14 protein-coding genes are annotated in these 15,942 nt (G+C 33.7%); 7 read left to right on the forward strand and 7 right to left on the reverse strand.

All coding sequences use genetic code 11. From position 1 onward, the window contains the following. Nucleotides 1–138: 138 nt before the first annotated feature. From ACJRPK_RS06810 to ACJRPK_RS06830, 5 genes are all read left to right on the forward strand, one after another. On the forward strand, nt 139–693 hold the full coding sequence (locus ACJRPK_RS06810) for an RNA polymerase sigma factor (protein WP_407139184.1): 555 nt from the start codon (nt 139–141) through the stop codon (nt 691–693). 12 nt (nt 694–705) lie between these two features. Beyond that, a complete protein-coding gene (locus ACJRPK_RS06815; protein ID WP_407139185.1) occupies nt 706–1,272 on the forward strand; it encodes a hypothetical protein in 567 nt (188 codons plus the stop codon). Next, nucleotides 1,253–2,359 carry a hypothetical protein gene (locus ACJRPK_RS06820; RefSeq protein ID WP_407139186.1) on the forward strand — a complete coding sequence of 369 codons (1,107 nt, stop codon included), beginning with the start codon at nt 1,253–1,255 and terminating at the stop codon, nt 2,357–2,359. Before ACJRPK_RS06815 ends, ACJRPK_RS06820 begins: the two co-directional genes overlap by 20 nt. A gap of 23 nt (nt 2,360–2,382) precedes the next feature. Beyond that, on the forward strand, nt 2,383–3,117 hold the full coding sequence (locus ACJRPK_RS06825) for a head GIN domain-containing protein (protein WP_407139187.1): 735 nt from the start codon (nt 2,383–2,385) through the stop codon (nt 3,115–3,117). 122 nt (nt 3,118–3,239) lie between these two features. Continuing rightward, nucleotides 3,240–4,001: a tyrosine-protein phosphatase gene (locus ACJRPK_RS06830; protein ID WP_407139188.1), complete on the forward strand. Its 762-nt coding sequence runs from the start codon at nt 3,240–3,242 to the stop codon at nt 3,999–4,001. Nucleotides 4,002–4,012: 11 nt separating this feature from the next. Here ACJRPK_RS06830 and ACJRPK_RS06835 read toward each other — a convergent pair whose 3' ends face one another. The 4 genes from ACJRPK_RS06835 to ACJRPK_RS06850 all read right to left on the reverse strand — a co-directional run bounded on the left by ACJRPK_RS06835 (nt 4,013) and on the right by ACJRPK_RS06850 (nt 10,325). Next, the gene (locus tag ACJRPK_RS06835) at nt 4,013–6,373 is read right to left on the reverse strand and encodes a GumC family protein (protein ID WP_407139189.1); all 2,361 of its coding nucleotides are present in this window, start codon (nt 6,371–6,373) and stop codon (nt 4,013–4,015) included. A gap of 10 nt (nt 6,374–6,383) precedes the next feature. After that, nucleotides 6,384–7,181 carry a polysaccharide biosynthesis/export family protein gene (locus ACJRPK_RS06840; protein WP_407139190.1) on the reverse strand — a complete coding sequence of 266 codons (798 nt, stop codon included), beginning with the start codon at nt 7,179–7,181 and terminating at the stop codon, nt 6,384–6,386. An 82-nt stretch (nt 7,182–7,263) separates the two neighbouring features. Further along, nucleotides 7,264–9,195, reverse strand: coding sequence for a polysaccharide biosynthesis protein (locus tag ACJRPK_RS06845; RefSeq protein ID WP_407139191.1), 1,932 nt, complete (start codon nt 9,193–9,195; stop codon nt 7,264–7,266). After that, the gene (locus ACJRPK_RS06850; protein WP_407139192.1) at nt 9,192–10,325 is read right to left on the reverse strand and encodes a DegT/DnrJ/EryC1/StrS family aminotransferase; all 1,134 of its coding nucleotides are present in this window, start codon (nt 10,323–10,325) and stop codon (nt 9,192–9,194) included. The genes ACJRPK_RS06845 and ACJRPK_RS06850 overlap by 4 nt, the downstream gene beginning before the upstream one ends. Before the next feature lie 553 nt (nt 10,326–10,878). Between ACJRPK_RS06850 and ACJRPK_RS06855 the strand changes: the two genes are divergently transcribed. Together ACJRPK_RS06855 and ACJRPK_RS06860 are read left to right on the forward strand one after the other, a co-directional pair. Continuing rightward, nucleotides 10,879–12,330 carry an MBOAT family O-acyltransferase gene (locus ACJRPK_RS06855; RefSeq protein WP_407139193.1) on the forward strand — a complete coding sequence of 484 codons (1,452 nt, stop codon included), beginning with the start codon at nt 10,879–10,881 and terminating at the stop codon, nt 12,328–12,330. A 2-nt stretch (nt 12,331–12,332) separates the two neighbouring features. Continuing rightward, entirely contained in the window at nt 12,333–13,283 is a 951-nt protein-coding gene (locus tag ACJRPK_RS06860; protein ID WP_407139194.1) for a hypothetical protein, read from the forward strand. A gap of 35 nt (nt 13,284–13,318) precedes the next feature. Here the strand turns inward: ACJRPK_RS06860 and ACJRPK_RS06865 are convergent, their stop codons facing one another. Genes ACJRPK_RS06865 through ACJRPK_RS06875 form a run of 3 tightly spaced genes read right to left on the reverse strand, consistent with a single transcriptional unit; the run spans nt 13,319 to nt 15,939 of the window. Next, on the reverse strand, nt 13,319–15,061 hold the full coding sequence (locus ACJRPK_RS06865) for a NeuD/PglB/VioB family sugar acetyltransferase (protein ID WP_407139195.1): 1,743 nt from the start codon (nt 15,059–15,061) through the stop codon (nt 13,319–13,321). Next, nucleotides 15,061–15,684, reverse strand: a complete 624-nt coding sequence (locus tag ACJRPK_RS06870; protein ID WP_407139196.1) for a sugar transferase — start codon at nt 15,682–15,684, stop codon at nt 15,061–15,063. Before ACJRPK_RS06870 ends, ACJRPK_RS06865 begins: the two co-directional genes overlap by 1 nt. 6 nt (nt 15,685–15,690) lie before the next feature. Continuing rightward, nucleotides 15,691–15,939 carry an acyl carrier protein gene (locus ACJRPK_RS06875; RefSeq protein WP_148782158.1) on the reverse strand — a complete coding sequence of 83 codons (249 nt, stop codon included), beginning with the start codon at nt 15,937–15,939 and terminating at the stop codon, nt 15,691–15,693. Nucleotides 15,940–15,942: the final 3 nt, after the last annotated feature.

Below are 15,942 nucleotides of genomic sequence, written 5' to 3' on the forward strand. Positions count from 1 at the left end.
AACACCCTATATAATAAGGCTTCACAATATTTTTTATAAATACTAGGTCAATTGTTATGCCATTTTTTTAAAAAAAACTTTGATAAAGTGTAACAAATCTAGCTTTGAGGTATCTTTATAAAAGACAAACCAATTTAATTGATACTAACCAAAGAAAATACAGAGGTGTTGATTGCTAAATGTCGCAATCACGATCGTAATGCGCAGCTAGAAATATACAATCGATTCTATAAAGCGATGTTTAATACCTCGTATCGAATTGTAAAAAATCAGGCCGAGGCAGAAGATATCATGCAGGATGCGTTTTTAACAGCCTTCACCAAATTATCTTCTTTAGAAAGCGATAGTATGTTTGTCGCTTGGCTCAAAAGAATTGTGGTAAATGCTAGTTTAACAGCGCTAAAGAAAAATAACAAATATGAGGAAGTTGCCTTAGAAGCAGTGGACTATAAACTATCAGATGATACTTATGAGATGTCTGCAGATGAGATGTCAAAACTTAAAGTTAATAGTGTATTAGAATCGTTAAAGCAACTCAAAACAAGCTACTCTACTATTTTATCCTTATATCTGATTGAGGGGTATGACTATGATGAAATTGCTAATATTATGGATATTTCATATTCCAATTGTCGAACACTAGTATCGAGAGCAAAACAAAGTTTGAAAAAAAAATTATTAATTACTCATTAACATCTTAGGACTATGAAGGAAGATAAATTGGACGATTTTTTTGATAAGATAAGAGATAATGTTGATATCTATGAACCATCCGACACTCATTTTGAAAATTTTTCAAGACGCTTGTCAGATGCCCGCAACGCTACTTTAAAGCAGCATAAAAACAGCACTATTAATTGGTTTAAACCTTTATCTATTGCAGCAGCTATCGCATTACTTTTAATCTCATCCTTATTTGTATTTCAAAACAGTGATGAATCAAAAAGAGAGTTAGCCAGTGTCTCTGATGAAATGTCTACTACACAAAGTTTTTTTGCCAGTAGCATAGCATTCAAATTAAAAGAAATAAAAAAGACAGCTACTATCGCTGATAAGGAGTTGGTGAACGATGCGATGAACCAACTTGATAAATTAGATATTGATTATCAAAAATTAAAACAAGATTTAGTCATAAGTAACAATGACACCCGTGTTATTAGTGCTATGATTGAAAATTTTCAACAAAGAGCAACTTTGTTGGAAGATGTTCTGGAAACATTACAACAAAATAAATTAAATAAAAATTACTCCAATGAAAACAATATACTCTAAAATAATATGGCTCCTGATTGTTTTGCCTTTGCTCTCATTTAATAATCTGACCGAGGATATAAAATCTAAGCACTCCAAAGAAAAATCATTACGCAAAGAATTTTCTGTTGATAAAGACGCTCTTTTAGAAGTAGATAACGCCTACGGTAATGTGGATGTAACTACATGGGACGAAAATAGAATTGTAATGGAAATAAAAATTACTGTAACAGGTAACGACAGGGAAAGAGTAGATGAAAAATTAAGAAATATTTCTGTGCTTTTTAACGCTACCGCAAAGCATGTAACGGCTAAAACCATTTTTGATCAAGAACAAAATTCCTGGTGGTCAAAATTCACAAATACCTGGAGCTCCTCCTCTTCTCTGAACATGAAAATTAACTACACCGTCAAAGTTCCCGTTACCAACTCCTTAGATCTCACTAATGATTATGGTAGTATTACACTAGATAAAACAAAGGGAAATACTTCAATCAACTGTGATTATGGGCAAATTATAATTGGGGAATTACATGGTAAAGAAAATAGTATTCATATGGATTACACCAAGAATAGTTCTATAAAATATATGACGAAGGGATCTATAAATGCTGATTATTCGGATTTTGAAATCGGTACTGTCAACAGTGTAAATTTGAACGCAGATTACACGCAATCAAAATTTGGAAATGTTGGCACCTTAGAATATTCTTGCGATTACGGAGGACTCAAGGTGGATAAGGCACATAGTATTAATGGTAACGGGGATTATTTGAATACTAAAATAGGAGTAATAACTAAACTCGTAGATATCAATGCTGATTATGGTTCTATAACAATAGATACTTTAGAAGACACGATGAAATCAGTCTATATTAAAGCTGATTATGTAGGTATAACCATAGGGTATAACCAAAACTCATCCTTTGACTTCCGTCTTAAAACATCGTATGGTAATATAGGGGTAAATGACCAGGATTTAAATGTGATGAAGAGAAATAGTGATAACTCTGACAAAATCTACGAAGGCTATTACAGACAAAAAAATAGCGGAAATTCTATAACTATTAATTCTAGCTACGGAGGTATAAAACTAATTAAAAAATAATATAACTAATAACAGACACGATCATGACAAAAATCATTTTAATTTTAACGATTAGTCTTTGCACCACAGTTACGCTAAATGCTCAATGGTGGGGCAGTTCAAAAAGAATAAGTGGTAATGGAGACATGACTACCATCAGCAGAACAACTTCCGATTACGATGTTGTAAAGGTTAGTGGACATTTAAAAGTTCTACTTATTAAAGGAAAAGAAGGTGCTCTTAAACTTAAAGGTGAAAGCAATCTACTTCCTTACATTGAAACAGAAGTTAGTCAAAATACACTGAAAATTTATGTGAAAAAAGGATACTCATTAAACTACGGAAGAAATAAGGAGATTATCATAACCGTTCCCTTTGCAACACTCAATCAAGTTACGCTCTCAGGCTCTGGAGATATAATTAGTGAAGACCCAATAAAAGCGACTAGTTTTAAAACCGCTGTATCAGGATCTGGAGATATTCAATTAGTTATTGATGCTACCAACACTACAGCGCAAGTTTCTGGTAGTGGTGACTTGGAATTAAAAGGTAAAACAAATGAATTAGACATAAATGTCTCAGGATCTGGAGACATATCCGCTTACCAATTGATTGCCACACAGGTCCATGCAAATGTGACCGGATCTGGGGATATTGAAACCCATGCAACCAATTCGATTCGTGCACGGGTGACAGGATCGGGAGATATATTTTTCAAAGGGAATCCCTCTAAAGAAGACAATAAAGTGGTTGGATCCGGAGATATAACCCGACAATAATACTTAACATTTTTTTTAGAATTGTCTGAATGGGATTTCTCTTTCAGACAATTTCGTTTAAAAACAATATTACTTACATTTACCGCGATAATCATTTTTGAGATTTTCTCAGAAAAGGTTTAATGTTTAATTTATACCCATACCTATTGTTTTTTCTAAAAAAAAAGAATATTCCATTTAAAGACTTAATCCCCGAAGGATTTGTAGATATTCATTCTCATTTATTGCCCGGTATTGATGACGGCGTAAAAACCATATCTCAATCGGCATATATAATTGAGTCTTTAGAGCAGATGGGAGTTGAAAAAATAATTACTACTCCGCATGTAATGCAGGATGTATGGCCGAATACAAGTTCAATAATTCGGGAAAAACTAACGATTATGCAAGAAGCACTTGCTAGTCTCAAGTTAGATAAAATTCCGTTACTGGCTAGTGCAGAATACATGATGGATGATGCATTTTTAAAAAGAATTCAAGTTAAAGATATTCTTCCTCTATACGACTCTTACGTATTGGTCGAGATGTCTACCTTTAGCGCTCCCATTAATTTATCAGAAATGATATTTCAAATAAAAGTAGCAGGTTATTCACCGATTCTTGCACATCCGGAACGTTATACTTTTTATCATGATGATCTCTCCCGATATGAAGACCTTAAAACGTCTGGGTTTGACTTTCAGCTAAACTTACTTTCCCTGAGTGGTCATTATGGCAAAAAAGTTCAAAAGGTAGCGGTACATCTACTTAAGAAAGGATACATCGATTTTGTAGGTTCAGATATTCACAATTATCAACATCTGCACACCATACAAAATGGGTTCTCACCAAAGCTAAGTGCTTTAATTGAACCCATTTTATTAAAAAATTGTGTATTTACTTAAACAATTAGGGATTAAGCGTCTTGGTTACCATACCCGTAACCGTAACCATATCCATATCCTCCCTGATTAAAAGATGCATTTAACAATACTGCCATATTTGGTAAGCGTTTCTCTCTGTGAAAGTTTTCAGGAACCTGTAATGCTCTTTTATCGGAATAGTTTTCTCTTACAATAAAAATACTTAGATCAGAATAATGACCGATCAATAAGGTATCGGTTACTAAGCTTACCGGTGCTGTATCTACAATAATATAATCATAGTGTTTTTGCAAATATGCAAACATTTCTGCGACGCGATCTTGCATTAGTAACTCTGCCGGATTAGGAGGAATAACGCCAGGAGGCAAAATATCCATAGGATCTTCCGACTTTTCAGCGTAAATGACATCTTGCGGGCTAAGGTCTTTATTCATAATGAAGTTTGTAAAACCTTCTGTATCTTTTCCTTTCGGCAGATCTAAAAAGTTATGAAATTTAGGATCCCTAAAATCCGTACCTATAAATGCAACTTTTTTACCTGAAATGGTTAAGGTCTTTGCTAAATTGGAAGAAACCAGTGTTTTTCCTTCGCCTGAAATCGTAGAAGTTACAAAAATAACTTTCCCTTTCTCTTTATTAGAACCTGCCATCAAAAAGTCAAGGTTAGTTCTCAAAATTCTAAAAGCTTCTGCAATTCCAGATCGATTCGTACGAGAAACTACAATCTTATCTTTGGTTTTTGTCTTAGGTATAGAGCCTAATATCGGCATTGTTAAAACCTTTTCGAGATCCTGACGAGAGCGAACTTTTACATTTAATAATTCTGATACATAGATGATTAAAAAAGGAATCATGAGACCCATAAATAATGCACCTACATAGATCATTTTCTTATTAGGAGAAACAGGATACGATCCGATAGTAGTTGCTCTATCTATAATTTGAGCATTTGATAAAGTTACATGACTGGTTATTTCAGCTTCCTCACGTTTTTGTAACAGATATAAATATAGCTGTTCTTTAATTGTTTGTTCACGCTCAATAACCCTAAGATCTTTCTGACGTATCGGCGCATTATACAATTTACCACTAAAATACCTGTCCTGCGTTTTTAAACTATTAAGCTTAATATTAATCGCTCCTTTTAAACTATTTAAACTTTCGATCAACACCTGACGTAAACCATCTATCTGCTGATTAATATTAATAACCGCCGGATTTTGTTCACTAGATGAAGTTAATAATCGATTACGCTGCGATATTAGTGTATTATATCGAGTAGCTGTATTAGTTATATTAGGATCATCAAAACCTAAGTTTGCAGGTACCAGATCATACCTTCCTTCCTGACTCAAAATAAAACTTCTAGTCGACTCAATTAAACTTAATTGGGTACTCAACTGTGTGATTTCTTGTAAATTACGTGTATCACTATCAGCCACACGTTGTGTTTGGGCCGAGATGTCATTCGTTAAGCCAAATTTAGCCTTGTAGCCAGCGGCCTCATCATCTACCTCTGTAAGATCTCCTGAGATTAAGTCCAATCTGTCATTTATAAAGGTAGCTGTTCTGGCAGAAGTTTGTTTCTTATTATTAATTGTGGCTTCGTTGTACTCATCAATTAAGGTATTGATGATATCCATCGCTTTTTCTTTGACAGGATCATTCAATGAAATTTGAACCACAGAAGAATTCTTTCCGACTGGAAAAATGCCAAGGCCATTTCTATAGCTCTCTGCTATCCATCTTATCGGACTAATTTTAATCTTAATGGTCTCCCCTTTTTTATTGCCAATTTCTTTGAAATTTGGAGTAATCACAACGTCACCAATACTAGTCTTTATAGTATTGCCAAAGGAATGATCGCTTAATTTTTCATCTCCATCTCCTAACAAAGAAAATTTAGTATTAGAAACTATTTTTACTTTGAAAACCTTAGATGCCGACTGAATGATTGAATCAGGGGCGAGTAAACTAATTTCGATAATAGATTCAGGATAATTTTCAGTTTCAAGGACGCGTCCCTGAGAGAAATACTGGACATTCAATTTTAAACGTTTAACTACATTCGTAATTAAAGTTCTTGACTTAATTATCTGAATTTCGTTTTCGATCTTATTTGATTTATTTTCCAGCAGGCCTAAATCTTGAAATGCAGCCAATTCAGATTCTCCCATGCTATCATCTTGTGAGATCATGATACTGGCTGATACATTATATTTTGGTATGGTATAGCGAATATAAGTGTAAGCTAGAGTCAAACATATCAACAACCCTAGTGCAAACCAGTACCATCTTTTCAGATAATGCATGATTTGCTCTCTAAAATTAAAGTCCACACTCTTATTAGCAGATAAAGGCTTTACCTTCTTCAGTTTTGAATTTGATTTCATAAAAATTTGCCTAACGAATAATTAAATTTAGGGAAGTAAGAATTACACCAACTACACTCAATACTATCCCTAAGGTATTACTGTTCGTTCGTGATCTTTTTTGTTGTGCATTATTCGGTTCAACATACAACACGTCGTTCTGTGCTAAAAAATATACCGGTGAATCAAAAATATTTTTTGAAGTTAAATCCACTCTGTGATACGTGTTTACACCATCATTTTCACGAATGACCATCACATTAGTTCTTTTACCGGTAATAGTCATATCCCCCGCTAATCCAAGTGCCTCAATTATCGTAACTCGTTCGTTGGGTATGGTGTAGGAACCGGGGCGATTAATCTCACCAATTATTGTAATCTTAAAGTTTTTGAGACGCACATTGACTATAGGATCTTTAATATAGATCTTTAATTTTTCTTGCAACATTTCTTTAACTTCGACTCGTGTCATTCCGGCAACCTTTAACTTACCGAGAACAGGAAAATCAATATTCCCTTGTTCATCAATTAAATATGTGGGCTCTGCAGTACTGCCACTGCCATTTGACGGAGTTGTATCCGATGCTTCACTCATTATATTAAGTGAAGAACCTTGCATTAAATTAAATGGTCTGGCTGCCTCCATATTGGTAGCCGAAACTAGTATACTTATTATGTCATCTACTTTAAAAACTCTAGTAAAAGAATTATCCGACGTAATTTGTTCTAGGTCTTTTGTATCTTGAAAATAAACAACATCAGTAGGAGCTTTACACGAAAATAACGCCGTAACAACTACTAAAAGTAACAGAATTGATTGGAATTTCATAAAATATAATCTTAGAATATAAGAGTTATGATCAACAAATTTAACACTTAATTGATCTGAACTGAGTTTTGAAATGTTATAATTAAATTAAAACTTTTTCTCTTTTTGCGGTGTCTTTATGGTGATTCGTTTGATCGATAGTTTCAAACATAGAGTTTTTAGAAATGTACTCTGGAACTATTTCTTTTAGCTTACCAACTATTAAATAATCCTGACTAAGCAGATTCATAATACATAAATCATCAATTTTATCTTTGATTATCGTCGGGTCTTGATCGTCGAATTTACTTATCATAATCTTTTTATGATAGGTTGGCAAGGTATTCTCTGTATCAGCCAACAACTCTTCGTATAATTTTTCACCAGGTCGTAGTCCAGAAATTTCAATATCAATGTCATTAGGATAATTTAATCCCGATAGACGAATCATCTTTTTGGCCAGATCAAATATTTTTACAGATTCACCCATGTCAAAAATAAAAATTTCTCCACCGTTCCCCATCGTACCCGCTTCAATAACGAGTTGTGAAGCCTCTGGAATGGTCATAAAAAAGCGCGTGACATCCTTATGAGTAACCGTAAGAGGTCCGCCGTTTTCTATTTGCTTTTTAAATAATGGAATCACTGAACCATTCGATCCTAAGACATTACCAAAACGAGTAGTTATAAATTTAGTCTTACTGGTTTTGTGAAGACATTTAATGTACATCTCAGCAACGCGCTTTGTCGCCCCCATTACATTGGTAGGATTCACCGCTTTATCGGTAGAAACAAACACAAATTTGTCCACTCCGTACTTTGAGGATAGATCAGCCAATTTTCGAGTTCCCAGAACATTAATCTTGATTGCCTCGCATGGATTTGCTTCCATCAACGGAACATGTTTATATGCTGCAGCGTGAAAAACCATGTTAGGCTTATATTTTTGAAATATTGTTTCAACCCGTTGATGATCTCTAATGTCAGCCACGAGCGGAACAAAATTTGTCACCTCCTTACTTAAGAGTTCTTGTTGCAAATCATATAATGCTGATTCTGCCTGATCCACTAGAATTAACTGCTTATAATTATAAAAAGACGCTTGTCTTACAATCTCACTACCAATGGAACCAGCTGCTCCGGTAATCATAATAACTTTGTCTTTAAGCTCTCTTTTAATATTTTGATTTTCTAAAGAAATAGGAGCTCGATCCAGTAGATCTTCAATTTGTATTTGCTTAATTTGAGAAGCATTAAGCTTGCCATCAATCCAGTCGTTTACGGCAGGAACTATCTTCACCTTTACATTAAAAGGCAACAGCTGATCTGTTATTTCCGAAAGTCTCTTTTTACCAATATGAGGAATGGATACGATGATCTCACTTACCTTGTATTTTTTTATGAACTCTGCGGTGATTGCTGAGGGAGCAAAAACTTTTGTCCCGTCAATCGTTTTATCTATTTTATGAGGATTATCATCTATAAAACCAATAACGTGAACGGATTTATAACTCTCGTTACTAATTGCCGCGAGCGTAACTAAACCAGAATCTCCTGCGCCATAAATCATAGTACGCGTGGTATCATCCAGATTTGATTTGATATAATTATAGAGATACTTAAACACTAATCTACTAGTAGTTAATACAATTATATTTAATAGATAATGTATAAATATGATAGAAACAGGAATATTCAGAAGATCTGGCATCAAAGACCATCTGCTAGAAAACATAAGTGCTCCACTCAACGATAACAAGATAGTTACTGCCAAAAAGAGATTATATGCATCGCGTATACCGGTATGTCTGACTACTCCTTTATACGATCCGATAACAAGAAAACTTATTAATGAAAACACAACCATAACCGGTATCTGAACCGCCAAAATTGCGCTATCTATGTCAAGTGTGATCCCGAATCTAATAACATACGCCAGAAAAAAGTTGAATAATGTCAAAAGTATATCAATAGACAGTACCAACCACTTGGATGCATGCTTATGTGAATTTTCTAGAATGTACTTTTTTATCATCTTAATATTTTTTTAATTATTGAAATGACTTTATACAGCTCCTCTTCTTCTAAATTTGAACCGCTTGGCAAACAAAGACCTTTTTCGAATAAGGTATCTGATATTCCGTTTAGGTAAGATTTATTATGAGCAAAAACAGGTTGTTGATGCATTGGCTTCCATAAGGGTCTTGATTCTATATTTTCTTGTGCGAGACCCAAACGAATCTCTTCTCTCATTTCAAAAGAATTAGTCTCTACACATGATAACCAACGGTTAGAATAATATCCGGTTGGTTCGTTCAAAAATGTCAAACCATCCAGATCATTCAACTCACTTACATAGGTTTCAAAGTTTTTTCTTCGCAAAGCTACATGTGCATCTAGCACTTCCATTTGACCACGACCAATTCCAGCAGTTATATTACTCATGCGATAATTATAACCTATCTCAGAATGCTGATAATGAGGGGCCTCATCTCTAGCTTGAGTAGCAAGAAATATTGCTCTCTCTTTATACGCTTTAGTTTTGGCTACTAAAGCACCTCCTCCAGAAGTGGTAATAATTTTATTTCCGTTGAACGAAAGAATTGCTATATCACCGAAAGTTCCACAATTTACACCGAAATACGAACTTCCTAAAGCCTCTGCACTATCTTCTAATACAGGAATATCATACTGCGATGACACTTTTTGGATAGCTTCTACATTATATGGCATCCCATAAAGATGTACCGCAACAATAGCTTTAGGTTTTTTTCCCTTTGACATTCTATCTTTTATAGCAATCTCTAATTGCTCGGGACACATATTCCAAGAAGTCTTTTCACTGTCTACAAAAACTGGTTCTGCACCGAGATAAACAATAGGGTTCGCAGAGGCTGAAAACGTCATACTCTGACACAGTACCTCATCTCCCCTGGTTACTCCCAATAGTTTTAGACCAAGATGCAAAGCTGCGGTTCCGGAACTTAGAGCTGCTACATAACTATCGTTCTTTAAGTACTCCTCAAGATCCGTCTCAAATCCATTAACATTTGGTCCTAAAGGTGCTATCCAGTTGCTTTCAAAAGCTTTCTCGATATAATATTGCTCCTTCCCTCCCATATGTGGTGAGGATAGCCAAATTTTTTTTGAATCTATTGCATTCATATAATTCCTAATTACATAGCGTATAAAAAGTGTTCCCTAAAAAAGTTTCTCTCAGTTGTCCTGTAAAATCAGCTAAGAAAAGAGGGGTAGCACCACTGATTTTTTGTTTGTTTACCTTGTTTTGGTGTAGCTAAAGTATAGTAGATTCACGAAATAACATCCTAAAAATTCAACTTTTAGATACAATACTTAAAATCGAGGTTCAACTACTAAACTCTTTCAAATCATCCCATTATACCGATACTTTTTGCTTAAATAAAATCCAATTTTAACTTAAGAATTCCTTAAAAACAGTAGTAGTTCTTAAATTCCTTAACAGAAAATGAGAATATCTTAGTTTATTTAACATATTTTAGTAAGAATATTCTTTAGTATTTGTAAGACAACTTTCCTGTTAAATATGAAACAAACCCATTATGTTAAGTTTTAGCAATACTATAACATAATTCTTAAATTTTAACAGGGATATTAGCGGCATTAATCGAGTGTTTTGCCCCTTTTTTACTCACTCATCTTATTATACTAGTATGATAAAATTTATTTAAGTTGCACTATGTTATTTAATTCTTTGGATTATTTTATTTTTTTGCCCCTAGTATTTCTCACCTATTGGGTACTCTTTAAAAATAAGCTTACATCGCAGAACCTATTCTTATTACTTGCCAGTTACTTTTTTTATGGATTATGGGATTGGCGGTTTTTGTTTCTAATACTTGGTAGTACACTTGTAGATTTTATAGCCGGTAATAAAATTTATACAACTGAGAAAGTCAACATTAAAAAAATATGGTTTGGTGTAAGTATTCTTTTCAATCTTGGTTTATTAGGTTTCTTTAAATATTACAATTTTTTCATTGATTCCTGGGTTGATTTGATGGAGCTTTCAGGTTATACCGTTAACAATACCTATACATTACAACTTATTTTACCTGTGGGTATTTCTTTTTACACCTTTCAAACTATGTCCTACTCGTTGGATATTTATTATGGTAGATTGAAACCAACGACTAATTTGATTGATTTTGCAACTTTTGTAGGCTTTTTTCCGCAATTAGTTGCCGGTCCCATTGAGCGAGCGTCCAACTTACTCTCACAAATTACCAACTCTCGAATTTTTAATTATGAGCAATGCAAGCAAGGTTTAAAGCTGATTTTATGGGGGCTGTTTAAAAAGGTTGTAATCGCTGATTCGATTGCTCCTATCGTAGATGATATTTTTGCTAATTATGGTGATTATTCTGCGTCAACGCTACTTATGGGAGTGACATTATTCAGTTTTCAAGTATATGGTGATTTTAGCGGATATTCGGATATCGCCATTGGAACAGCAAAACTCTTCGGTATAGAGTTGATGTCTAATTTTAAGTTTCCAAACTTCTCGCGTAATGTTGCTGAATATTGGCAACGTTGGCATATATCCTTATCTACTTGGTTTAGGCATTATCTATATATCCCATTGGGAGGCAGTCGTGTTAGCAAACTGAAATCTGTACGAAACATATGCATAATATTTTTGGTGAGTGGTTTCTGGCATGGAGCGAATTGGACTTTTATAGTCTGGGGTGGTATACACGCTCTTTTCTATATTCCGGTATTTTTAATGGGTCGCAATCGAATGTATATGGATACCGTAGTCGCAGAAAACAGTTGGTTACCTAGTTTAAAGGAAATAGTACAAATAGTGTTCACTTTTACCCTTATTACTTTTTCGAGAGTATTCTTTAGATCTGAATCCATAACTGATGCCTATTTGTATTTAAAACAGATCTGTACCCATTTTTCGTGGGAGGCCTATTCACATCCACAAGGATATCGTATGATCGATTATTTAATTCTCTTATCGATCTTTACAGTATATGAGTTTAGCATCAGAAGGGATGAACGGTCACCATTTAAGTTCAAGTCAAAAATTGTTAGATTTTTATTATATTCTATAATCATTCTCGCAATGCTATTATTTTATGATGATCAAGTGGATAGATCGTTTATATATTTTCAATTTTAGATATGAAAAAGCTATTTTTAAACTTAATAATTTACGGGTTTTTGATTCTTATCATGCTAGAGCTTCTTGTTCGAGTGTTTCATCTGGGGAAAGATACCCCTACGCGTTATGTTGACCAATATAATGTTGAAAAATGGATGCCAAATCAAAATGGTTTTGCCGTTACCGGAAATAGAAGGCAAAATTTTTCAGAATACAATATTAATCAATCAGGTTATAATTCGTATCGAGAATTTAATCCCACGTATGATAAAAAAGAAATAGCACTTGTAGGAGATTCATTTATAGAAGGTTTTCATCAAAATTATTATAACTCCATCGGAAAAAAAATTGAAAACTTGCTAGAAGATGTAGAGGTGTACGAGTATGGCTATGCTGGTTATGATATGGCTGATCAATTGCATCTGGTACATGCTTATAAAGATCAATTTGATAAAATTGATCATGTTATTTTTGGTATTAAGTTTTCGAATGATCTGACCCGTGGTGAATACAGCGTATTAAGCGAACGCTTAGCATTAGAATCTCCTTTAAACAAAGCTTTAAAAAAAAGTAAGTTACTGGTATATGCAAAAAGCATTGGTCTCTTAGATCCCCCAAAATTATTTATTGCTAAATTGAAAAACACCTTTTTTAATTCACAAAATCGAAAAGGTTCAAAAAAGAGCCCTTCGAATATAACGAATACCGAGCAAGAGTATTTAAACAATTTTAAACAATTAGTTGCGACCTATGGTTATGATAATCAGCGTTTTATTTTATTATTGAATTCAAAGGAAACTAGTAATATCTTCCTGAAGTATCTAGATCAAAATGGATTTAAGTACATTGATTTTTATAAGCGTTTTCAAGCAAGCCCAAGACCAAAAAATCTTATTTACGACAGACATTGGAATAATTACGGACGAACATTGATTGCTAGAGAAATTGTTTCTCATCTTAGAACTCATTGAGATTATCTCTATCTAAAAAAAAATGTATTTGTCAGTTACTCTTTCTTACGATATTGTGGAAAATATACTTTCTTATCATAGTTTTCGGGATGAATTTCATTGGCTTCAAGTTTTTCTGATAAAATCTTATCATATACTTCTTGATTGACTATTTTCCTTCCTGTATAATAGACTACATCTTCGTCATTGGGAAAGAAGTACTTTTTATATTTATATAAGCCATCATTATCTTCTCTACCTCCACCAAGCACGTAAAATTTATAATTATTAATTCTAGCCCACTTAATAACTTCAATTTTTAAAAAATCATTGGGTCGGGTATAGAAATAATCAGACAACGTACCTCCCAAATAAGAGTACAATGTATCTTCATCTTTTAATATTAATTCTGTTGAGATCGGATTACCTTCTTTGTAAACCATAGCTATCACAACACTCTCCGGATTGTTATTAATAAAATTCTTGAAATAATCTATGTAATGAAAATATTGATCGTGCGCATTGTTACGATGCATTGTTTGTATATAAATACTATAAAAATCTTCAATAATTTCATCTGAAATTTCATTATCATATACTTCTAGAGTCAGCTCTTCTTGTAGTGCTTTTCTATAATTATTACGTACTTTAGATTTATGTTCTTTCCATTGTAGACTTTTTTCTATAATCTTTCCTCTAACATTTTTGAGACTTGGTATTAGCTTACCAGAATAATGCAGGTGATTTTCGTTGAGACTAAAGCGAATAAACTCGCTGACTATATTATTCTCCTTGTACCATGTATCAACATGCTTCCAAAAACGTTTGATCAGCTGAGGGTTAATAAGCTCTGTATTGAATAACGGCCCGCTATAACCATAAGGGGATATTACATCCTTATAAGAATCTCCTAATGCCGTGTTGATAGACCTTGCATAAAATGGCATGGCTATTATTGGAGTACTATTTTCTTCTAATACAAAGTAGCATAACGGATGCTTATTCATATTAGAAGTATCTAATAACTCGACCTTATAAAAAGGATTCGAGTTATTTAAATCTTGAAGTAATTTTTTGTAACCTACCAAATCTTTTTCTCCACGTACATGGCGTACTGAAAAAGAAATCTTCGGAGCACTTTTGAGATACGCTTCTCCTATTTCTCGTTTCTTTATAGTCTTGGCCGGTATTCCATAGGATGTTACAAAATCATCCACATTACGCGTCACAAGCGCTCCTGCTCCAATCACAACATGATCTCCTATTGTCAAATTTTGTAAAACAGTAGCTCCTATTGAAATCGCTGAAAATTCACCTATCACCACAGTACCTCCTATGGTTACTGCCGGAGCGATACTGGAAAAATCTTTCATTATACCATCATGTCCTAGATTTGAGTTTGTATTCAAAATACAAAAATCCCCAATCGTAGCATCGGCATTTATATTTGCAGAGGTTAAAATTACAGTGCCACGTCCTATTTTGGCATATTTACTTACCCGGGCAGATGGATGAATTACTGTTATAAATTCAAATTCGGAACTTAGCTTCCTAATTTTTTGTTCCATCACATAACGGGTATAATTATCTCCTATTGCGATAACCCCTTTGGTCACACCTTTAGCAACTAACTCCGGAATGCTTTCTTCAGCTCCTAAGATTTCATAGTTGAGAACATTTTTACCCTTCGTTTTATAAGAATCTATGAATCCAAAAATTTCATATTCATTTTGCAACTCTATTGCCTCAACTATTACTTTGGCATGCCCAGATGCCCCAATGACTATAATTTTATCCATTAAATCTTACTGATGTTTTCTTCATTACCTCTAAAAACCGGCATATTAAGATTTGCTTGACTATTAACGCCTTCTTTAAGCACTACTTTTTTAATTGTTTTAATTAAAATGATTAAGTCTGTTTTAAAAGATATATTATCTACATACCAAACATCATAATCAAATTTCTGAGTCCAGCTAATCGCATTTCTTCCGTTAACCTGAGCCCATCCTGTTATTCCCGGTTTTACTTCATGACGCCGCTTTTGTTTACTGTTGTAAAGCGGCAGATACTTGACTAACAAAGGACGCGGCCCAATTAAGCTCATGTCTCCTTTTAGAACATTAAATAGCTGCGGAATCTCATCCAATGAATACTTTCGTACAAAAGCTCCGATTGCTGTTATTCGCTCTTTATAAGGAAGTAGCTCACCATTTTCATCCTTCTTATCATTCATACTCTTCAGTTTTATAATCTTAAAGAGTTTTTCGTTCTTACCAGGTCTCGTTTGATAAAAGAATGGTTTTCCGTTGTTAGTAATGAATAATATAATAATACTAATTAAAAGAATAGGAGAAATTAGTAATAACCCCAGAAACGCAGCAACAAAGTCAAATAATCGTTTAAAAAAGTTTTTATACATACAAGTCTAATTAGAATGTAGTTCTTTATCAATAGATTTTACTAAATCTCCGACATTATGCATGTTCATTAAATCCATTAGTTTAAATTTAATATTTAATTGATTCTCAATTTCGGTAATTATCATCATATGCGTGATTGACTCCCAACCTTCTACATCATCTGCAGAAGTTGTATCCTTCAAATTGAAATTCTCATGCTCCAATACCTTACGGAATGCCTGAGTTACGTTTTCGTAAATTTTATCTTTCTCCATTTT

This window comes from Aquimarina sp. 2-A2 (assembly GCF_045505135.1).
GTDB classification, from domain to species: domain Bacteria; phylum Bacteroidota; class Bacteroidia; order Flavobacteriales; family Flavobacteriaceae; genus Aquimarina; species Aquimarina intermedia.

What these genes read in the sequence shown, in the direction of transcription:
- ACJRPK_RS06815 (WP_407139185.1), top strand. Translation starts at nt 706, where the DNA reads ATGAAGGAAGATAAATTGGACGATTTTTTTGATAAGATAAGAGATAAT.
- ACJRPK_RS06820 (WP_407139186.1), top strand. Translation starts at nt 1,253, where the DNA reads ATGAAAACAATATACTCTAAAATAATATGGCTCCTGATTGTTTTGCCT.
- ACJRPK_RS06825 (WP_407139187.1), top strand. Translation starts at nt 2,383, where the DNA reads ATGACAAAAATCATTTTAATTTTAACGATTAGTCTTTGCACCACAGTT.
- ACJRPK_RS06830 (WP_407139188.1), top strand. Translation starts at nt 3,240, where the DNA reads ATGTTTAATTTATACCCATACCTATTGTTTTTTCTAAAAAAAAAGAAT.
- ACJRPK_RS06835 (WP_407139189.1), bottom strand. Translation starts at nt 6,373, where the DNA reads ATGAAATCAAATTCAAAACTGAAGAAGGTAAAGCCTTTATCTGCTAAT.
- ACJRPK_RS06840 (WP_407139190.1), bottom strand. Translation starts at nt 7,181, where the DNA reads ATGAAATTCCAATCAATTCTGTTACTTTTAGTAGTTGTTACGGCGTTA.
- ACJRPK_RS06845 (WP_407139191.1), bottom strand. Translation starts at nt 9,195, where the DNA reads ATGATAAAAAAGTACATTCTAGAAAATTCACATAAGCATGCATCCAAG.
- ACJRPK_RS06850 (WP_407139192.1), bottom strand. Translation starts at nt 10,325, where the DNA reads ATGAATGCAATAGATTCAAAAAAAATTTGGCTATCCTCACCACATATG.
- ACJRPK_RS06855 (WP_407139193.1), top strand. Translation starts at nt 10,879, where the DNA reads ATGTTATTTAATTCTTTGGATTATTTTATTTTTTTGCCCCTAGTATTT.
- ACJRPK_RS06860 (WP_407139194.1), top strand. Translation starts at nt 12,333, where the DNA reads ATGAAAAAGCTATTTTTAAACTTAATAATTTACGGGTTTTTGATTCTT.
- ACJRPK_RS06865 (WP_407139195.1), bottom strand. Translation starts at nt 15,061, where the DNA reads ATGGATAAAATTATAGTCATTGGGGCATCTGGGCATGCCAAAGTAATA.
- ACJRPK_RS06870 (WP_407139196.1), bottom strand. Translation starts at nt 15,684, where the DNA reads ATGTATAAAAACTTTTTTAAACGATTATTTGACTTTGTTGCTGCGTTT.
- ACJRPK_RS06875 (WP_148782158.1), bottom strand. Translation starts at nt 15,939, where the DNA reads ATGGAGAAAGATAAAATTTACGAAAACGTAACTCAGGCATTCCGTAAG.